This window comes from Actinomadura soli (genome assembly GCF_005889715.1).
Taxonomy (GTDB): Bacteria; Actinomycetota; Actinomycetes; order Streptosporangiales; family Streptosporangiaceae; genus Spirillospora; species Spirillospora soli.
Genome location: NZ_VCKW01000514.1, coordinates 1 through 2,238 on the forward strand (window position 1 = coordinate 1; position 2,238 = coordinate 2,238).

Here is a 2,238-nt window from a genome sequence, read left to right on the forward strand (position 1 = left end):
CTCGTGGCCACCACGCGGTCCCGCACGACCCCCTGGCGATCCTTCGGCGGCGTACGCATCGACGGCCTGCTGTCACACGCCTTCCTCAAGGCCTACGCATGGACGCTGGACTTCGACAGGGGACAGTTCGTGTTCCGAGACCGCTGACCCCCAGGCCTTCGTCGCGCCGGGCAGAAGTCTCCACCGATCGTCCCCGGTGACGACACCGCGTCATCGTCGCGGCCGGTACGGCAGCCGGGTGCCCAGGAACTCCGGGTGAGTGGCGGCGAGGTCGGCCAGGAGCTCGCGCGTCTGGGCGGAGGTCTTGCACACGGTCAGGCCGTGCCGGATGGTTTCGGTGTACAGGTCCTGGTACCGGCGGAACGCCCGCCACCTCGCCCACTCCATTACGACACCGCTCACCGTGCTGATCAGCAGCCGCGCGGCCGCCAGGACGGACGAGCCGCCCGACAGCGCCGTCACGGCGGCGCCGCTCACCCCGGTCGCCGAGATCACCGCCCGCCTCGCCGTCGGGCCCATCAATCGCCCTTGCAGGGCGCGCGAACGCGGCGTCATCCAGTTCCTCTTCCTTTAGCCAAGGTCCGTTCGCCCCTTCGGCGGGTTCGGTGGCTTGCGGACAGCAGGAGGATGGACGACGCGACCCCTTTAGGTCCATGACGGACGTCCGGGCCGGGGGAGGAGACCGCCCGCGGGCCTCGCGAAGGGCCACGAGGAAGGCTCCCGAGCCCGTGGTGGGTCGATGACGCGCCCCGTCGAAATGGCTTATGCGCGCAGCTGGCGCGGTCACACCAAGCGTCCGAGAAACGATGGTTCGGTCAGGACGGCAGGTAGGCCACGTGGTGGGTACGGCGCGCCGCCAGTGCACGTTGCAGTCGGTGGGCGGTGGCGGATGCCATGCGGGCGGCCGCGCTGTCGGGCGGTAGGAAGGCGTAGGCGGTGATCTCGTCTTCCTGGACGGTGATGGCGGGGGCGTCGGCGAGGGTTCCGCCATCGAAGATCAGGTAGATCATCGAGCGGAGCCGGTCACCGTCGGCGGCGGCGAAGTCGACGGCCAGCAGCGGGCCGGCGGGGCGGTCCAGGCCGAGTTCTTCACCGATTTCCCGGCGGCAGGCAAGGTGCGGGGGTTCGCCTTCTTCGGCGACGCCGCCGGGCAGCCCCCAGTCCTCGCGGTAGTGGGTCTTGACCAGCAGCACGCGGCCCTGGGGATCGGTGAGCAGCATGCCGGTCGCCAGGTAGCAGGCGGGCAACTGCGCGTACCAGGTCGCCGGGTCGATCCAGGCCACCGGGCGATACTAACCACACCCGTCCGATGGAGGCGGATGCAAGGGAGAGGCGAGGGAGAACGGCCGGATGTGGCGCTTTGCCAGCGGAGGCCGATTCGGACGCCGTTGACTGGTCTGCCGTGAATCGGATGAGGCGCGTTCAGCGCAGGGCACAGTACGAACTCGCCAAGCCGACCGCGCGGGTCGCAGGTGTCACGCTGACCGGGCTCGGCCTGGCCGTGCTGGTGGCGGTGTACGCGGTCGCATTGTGGAGGATGCCCGGCTGGATGAATGCGACAGATCCGCGTGATCGGTAATACGCGCGGGTGCTGGTGGTGTCGGTCGGTGGCGCGATCGTGGTGGCGATCTCGCTGCTGTACACCGCCCGCAACTACCGGCTCTCCCACCGCGGCCAGGTCACTGACCGGTTCACCAAGGCGCTGGAACGCCTCAGCACCGAGGACATCGACGCCCGCCTCGGCGGTTGACCTGGATGGCGGACGCGGGCGTCCCCGTGCACGTCCTCCGGAAGATCGCCGGTCATGGCTCGTTGAGCACGACACAGCGGTACCTGCATCCGGACGCCCAGTCGATCAACGCGGCGGGGGATGCGCTGAGTACTCATCTCAAGGACCGGCGGTCCCCAGGTGGTCCCCGGCTCCGGGTCGTCTAGATCATGGCTGCGGCGGCGGGTGGCAACGCGAAAGCCCTGCTGACCTCGGTTTACTCCGTGGTCGACAGGGCTGCTCGTGCTGTCGGGACGGCGGGATTTGAACCCACGACCCCTTGACCCCCAGTCAAGTGCGCTGCCAAACTGCGCTACGTCCCGGTGCCCGCTGGAGCGGGCTTGATTACTGTAGCGCAGTCCGCGGGGTCTTGCGTAACGAGATACGGGGCCTGTGGGGCTCTGGTAAGCAGGCCGGATGGTGTCTTTGCGGGCGGGGCTGGCCGGGGTGGTCTGCCTGGGGCTTGTGTG

The 2,238-nt window shown here is 69.1% G+C and carries 5 protein-coding genes and 1 tRNA gene; 3 read left to right on the top strand and 3 right to left on the bottom strand.

The features are described from left to right. Positions 1-210 precede the first annotated feature (210 nt). Positions 211-555: a hypothetical protein gene (locus ETD83_RS41365; protein ID WP_138650692.1), complete on the bottom strand. Its 345-nt coding sequence runs from the start codon at positions 553-555 to the stop codon at positions 211-213. A 260-nt stretch (positions 556-815) separates the two neighbouring features. Beyond that, a complete protein-coding gene (locus ETD83_RS41370; RefSeq protein WP_230421537.1) occupies positions 816-1,283 on the bottom strand; it encodes an NUDIX domain-containing protein in 468 nt (155 codons plus the stop codon). A 128-nt stretch (positions 1,284-1,411) separates the two neighbouring features. Between ETD83_RS41370 and ETD83_RS43350 the strand changes: the two genes are divergently transcribed. The 3 genes from ETD83_RS43350 to ETD83_RS46255 are packed head-to-tail and all read left to right on the top strand — an operon-like array spanning position 1,412 to position 1,935. Beyond that, complete coding sequence (locus ETD83_RS43350; protein WP_171064740.1) at positions 1,412-1,579, top strand: hypothetical protein; 168 nt, start codon at positions 1,412-1,414, stop codon at positions 1,577-1,579. 9 nt (positions 1,580-1,588) lie between these two features. Continuing rightward, positions 1,589-1,750, top strand: coding sequence for a hypothetical protein (locus tag ETD83_RS43355; protein WP_171064741.1), 162 nt, complete (start codon positions 1,589-1,591; stop codon positions 1,748-1,750). 5 nt (positions 1,751-1,755) lie between these two features. Beyond that, on the top strand, positions 1,756-1,935 hold the full coding sequence (locus ETD83_RS46255; RefSeq protein WP_407921564.1) for a hypothetical protein: 180 nt from the start codon (positions 1,756-1,758) through the stop codon (positions 1,933-1,935). An 82-nt stretch (positions 1,936-2,017) separates the two neighbouring features. Here the strand turns inward: ETD83_RS46255 and ETD83_RS41380 are convergent. Beyond that, positions 2,018-2,091: transfer RNA gene (locus ETD83_RS41380), tRNA-Pro, on the bottom strand. Positions 2,092-2,238: the final 147 nt, after the last annotated feature.

Bases quoted from the DNA above. Each gene is read 5' to 3' on its own strand.
- ETD83_RS41365 (WP_138650692.1), bottom strand. From the start codon at position 555: ATGACGCCGCGTTCGCGCGCCCTGCAAGGGCGATTGATGGGCCCGACG.
- ETD83_RS46255 (WP_407921564.1), top strand. From the start codon at position 1,756: ATGGCGGACGCGGGCGTCCCCGTGCACGTCCTCCGGAAGATCGCCGGT.
- ETD83_RS43350 (WP_171064740.1), top strand. From the start codon at position 1,412: ATGAGGCGCGTTCAGCGCAGGGCACAGTACGAACTCGCCAAGCCGACC.